Raw genomic sequence first — 3,475 nt, 5'->3', positions numbered from 1 at the left:
CATAAAGGTACTAAAAATTATTGAGATTACCAACTTTTACAAAGACTTTCTTATCCCGAACTCAGGTTATAAGGACATACAACGAGTTTTTTATTACTTATCCCAACCTGAATTCTGCACAAGTTTCTTGTTCTTGAACAGTTCGACATTGGCTATCGGATAGAAGTAGAGTTTGTTGCTGACAGAACGCTCACTGAGCAGTGTCTTCTCGTAGCTGAGCACTCCGTCGTGATGGGTGATACGTACGGCATAAATGTTTTTGGTCTCGTCGAGATTCTTCCAACGACGCAAATCCCAGAAGCGCTGGCCCTCGAACGCCATCTCAACACGACGCTCGTGCTTCACCCTCGTAAGGAACTCATCCTGCGAGCATGCTGCCACCTCTGGAATTCCGGCACGCTTACGCACAGCATTGAGAGCCTCACGAGCACTCATTGTGTAGGTAGCATCCTTGTAGTCGCAGTTGCCATTGACGTGAATCATAGCCTCAGCATAGTTGAGCAGCACCTCGGCATAGCGGAACAATATCCAGTTGTGGTGGGTGGCAGCGGTGGTGCTACCAGCCTCAAACGAAATGCTGTTGTCGACATACTTGCGCAGATAGTAGCCGGTTGTAGTGGCATTGGTGAGAGGCAGACCGTTGGCACCGCCCTCACTGATGTCTACTGCCTTCTTGGCAGGCCACAGCATACCGCTGTGAACGATGGTGAGATAAAAGCGCGGGTCGCGGTCCTTGTATTGATTTGCCTTCATTGTGGGGTCGTTCCAGTCGAAAGCACGACCGTCTTTCATCTCAAAGGCACTTGCCAAGTTCTCGGTAGGACATGTGGTGGTATTGCCGCCTGTCACGCCCATCGGATAGTTGGCCTGCTCGAAGGTCTTGCTTGTACCGGTGGGACGACAAAGAATTACCTCCTTGCTGTTATAGTTCTTTGATTTGAAGAGGTTGGCGTATGTATCGAGACCCAATCCCAATTCGCCTGCGCTTGCTATAATGTCGTGCGAAGCCTTGGCAGCCTCAGTCCACTTAGCATTGTCGCCATTGGTGTTGTAGAGCGGGCTGGCAGCGTAGAGTGCAGCGCGCGACTTCAATGCCATTGCCATGGCACGTGTGGCACGTCCGTTCTCGGCCTGTGCTATTGAGGTACTCTTGATTGGCAGTTTGGGGGCTATCTCGGTACACTCATTGATGATGAACTTCAGAACTTCCTTTGCCGATGACGGCTCTATCTGATTAGTCTCAGTCTGAGAGAGAGGTTTGGTGATGAGCGGCACATTCTGATAGCGGCGTACAAGCTCAAAGTAGAAGTAGGCATGTAGGAAACGTACCTGATACTAGTAGTTGTCGTAGTTCTGCATCCAGTCCTGATAGTCGTCGCCATTCTCCCAAGTGTCGAAAGTGAGTCCGGAGAGAGTTGTCAAATAGTAGTTGGCATCGTGAATGGCATTGTAATAGTATGCAAACTTGTCGTCGACGGTATAGTTAGCCGACCATGTGCCGTTGACAATACGCTGTATGGCTGACGACTCGTATACATGTATAGCGTCGTCGGTGGCTGCGTCGACCATAGCACCATGCATGTTGCAGAAGTCGGACGGCTGATAACCGTAGATGCTGGTGACAAACTGCTTTACACGGTTGTAGCTGCCCTGAATCTCCTGAAGGGTGTAATTGTCTGACTCGTCGCAATCCATAAAGTCGCACGACGTCGTGGTGAGCAGACCTGCCGAGAGGAGCAATATGGCTATTTTGTTGAATTTCATATTTGTCGTAATTATTGTTAGAATGATAAGTTAAAGCCGAAGGTTATAGTTGTTGTCTGAACCTGTGTAGGTGAGACGGGGCAGTGTTCCGTTAGGGTTGCTCTCGCTCCAGCGATTCTCCCAATAGTACTGCGAAATGTTGCAGTTACCTACGATAGGACGATAGATGCTGGCTGTGTTGAGCACCTTGCTGTAGTTCCTACTCCCTGGAACTGTGCGTTGAAGCCTATACCCTTCCACTCGGCACCGAGGTCGAACGAGTAGTATATCTCCGGACACAGCGAGCTGTAGCCGAGAGGTATCTGATCGTAAGAATCGATAACACCGTCGCCGTTCTGATCCTTGAACATAAGGTCGCCGGGGGTCACCTCGCTGAGCAGCTGCTTAACGTTGCGGTTGTCAATATCTTCCTGCGACTTGTAAATGCCGATTACCTCGTAGCCCCAATTGATGCCCATCTCGCGACCGGTGCGCTTCAGATAGTCGTAAGGACGATATTGCTCGTTCTGATTGACAATTTTGTTGCGGGCAAACGAGAACTGGCCGCCGATAACACCATTATTTATCTGCGGAACTGACATACCGAATACTCCTGACACTGCACCTGTTCCACCTACAAGAATATCGGTGCGATGGTCGTAGAATGCATCGAGGGTGATGCCGAGCTTGTTGAATGCCTTGAAGTCGACCCTACATTAAACTTGTGCGACTTCTCGTAGGTAAGGTCGCCTATGCCGAGCTGTGTATACTTCATACCTGCAGACGATACCGGAGCGTTAGTGCCGTTGCGGAAAAAGAAGGCATTGCCTGTACCCCAGAGGTCCTTGTAGAGATTTACGGCGTAGTCGGCACGACTGGCGATACCGTATGATGCACGCACCTTGAAGAGGTTGAGCCACGGGGCTTTCATGAAGTTCTCCTCAGAGAGCACCCAACCAGCTCCTACCGACGGGAACACACCCCCAACGATTGCCGGGCTTGAGCAGACTCGAATCCGAACCGCTCAACGAGAAGTCGGCAAGATACTTGCCTGCATACGAGTAGTGTGCCGAACCTACGATGTCCATAAATGCACGACCGGTGTTCTGGTCCTTGGTCGACTTCTTGTCCATAGAGTAGAGAAGACTTGCACGCAGATTGTGCTTGTCTCACTGGCGGGTGTAGTCGGCGTAAGCCTCAACCTTGAAGAATGTTATGACCGAACCTACGCTCTTTGAGAAGCTGAGCGACGACTCGTTCTGCAATACAGAGAATGTCTCCTTGCCGGTTTCAAGGTCGATAGTGTTCGACTTGAGCAACGGCTTCTTTGAATTGCCGTCCCAATAAGAAGCTGTATTGTCAAGACCGATACGGAATCCGGCTGACAATCCCGGCAAAACGGCTGAGAGATTCTGGCACAAGTGCATATCAGCATACATGGCACGTGTCTGCGATCGCGAATAACCAGTTCCTGCAATAAGAGATACGGGATTGTTCTTATAACCTGAGTTCGGGATAAGAAAGTCTTTGTAAAAGTTGGTAATCTCAATAATTTTTAGTACCTTTATGATTGTGAATCAATTAATTATAAAATTAAAGGATACTATAGTTATGGAGATTACCAACTTTTACAAAGACTTTCTTATCCCGAACTCAGGTTATTATGGATTGTTCTGATGAAGAAGCAGTCCGCAAGGCAATTGAGGAAGACCGTCAAAGCGTGTCCAAAGCA

Annotated in this window: 7 protein-coding genes; all 7 read right to left on the bottom strand. The window is 49.2% G+C overall.

The genetic code is table 11. The features are described 5' to 3' along the window. Nucleotides 1-93: 93 nt before the first annotated feature. The 7 genes from I6E49_RS14075 to I6E49_RS14050 are packed head-to-tail and all read right to left on the bottom strand — an operon-like array spanning nt 94 to nt 3,182. Nucleotides 94-1,275: a RagB/SusD family nutrient uptake outer membrane protein gene (locus tag I6E49_RS14075; protein ID WP_369681637.1), complete on the bottom strand. Its 1,182-nt coding sequence runs from the start codon at nt 1,273-1,275 to the stop codon at nt 94-96. A gap of 60 nt (nt 1,276-1,335) precedes the next feature. After that, complete coding sequence (locus I6E49_RS14710) at nt 1,336-1,764, bottom strand: hypothetical protein (protein ID WP_369681636.1); 429 nt, start codon at nt 1,762-1,764, stop codon at nt 1,336-1,338. Between the two features lie 30 nt (nt 1,765-1,794). Continuing rightward, nucleotides 1,795-1,950: a hypothetical protein gene (locus tag I6E49_RS14070; RefSeq protein ID WP_235403108.1), complete on the bottom strand. Its 156-nt coding sequence runs from the start codon at nt 1,948-1,950 to the stop codon at nt 1,795-1,797. Continuing rightward, nucleotides 1,914-2,363 (bottom strand): hypothetical protein, encoded by a 450-nt coding sequence (locus tag I6E49_RS14065; RefSeq protein ID WP_235403107.1) that lies wholly within the window; start codon nt 2,361-2,363, stop codon nt 1,914-1,916. Before I6E49_RS14065 ends, I6E49_RS14070 begins: the two co-directional genes overlap by 37 nt. Nucleotides 2,364-2,377: 14 nt before the next feature. Beyond that, nucleotides 2,378-2,722, bottom strand: coding sequence for a hypothetical protein (locus tag I6E49_RS14060; protein WP_235403106.1), 345 nt, complete (start codon nt 2,720-2,722; stop codon nt 2,378-2,380). Continuing rightward, complete coding sequence (locus I6E49_RS14055; RefSeq protein WP_235403104.1) at nt 2,685-2,876, bottom strand: hypothetical protein; 192 nt, start codon at nt 2,874-2,876, stop codon at nt 2,685-2,687. The genes I6E49_RS14060 and I6E49_RS14055 overlap by 38 nt, the downstream gene beginning before the upstream one ends. A gap of 36 nt (nt 2,877-2,912) precedes the next feature. Continuing rightward, nucleotides 2,913-3,182: a hypothetical protein gene (locus I6E49_RS14050; RefSeq protein WP_235403103.1), complete on the bottom strand. Its 270-nt coding sequence runs from the start codon at nt 3,180-3,182 to the stop codon at nt 2,913-2,915. Nucleotides 3,183-3,475: the final 293 nt, after the last annotated feature.

Source organism: Leyella stercorea (assembly GCF_021531655.1).
This window is presented reverse-complemented; position numbering and strand designations above follow the sequence as displayed.

Excerpts from the sequence above, each read along its gene's own strand:
- I6E49_RS14710 (WP_369681636.1), bottom strand. The coding sequence starts at position 1,764 with ATGAAATTCAACAAAATAGCCATATTGCTCCTCTCGGCAGGTCTGCTC.
- I6E49_RS14055 (WP_235403104.1), bottom strand. The coding sequence starts at position 2,876 with ATGGACAAGAAGTCGACCAAGGACCAGAACACCGGTCGTGCATTTATG.
- I6E49_RS14050 (WP_235403103.1), bottom strand. The coding sequence starts at position 3,182 with ATGTATGCTGATATGCACTTGTGCCAGAATCTCTCAGCCGTTTTGCCG.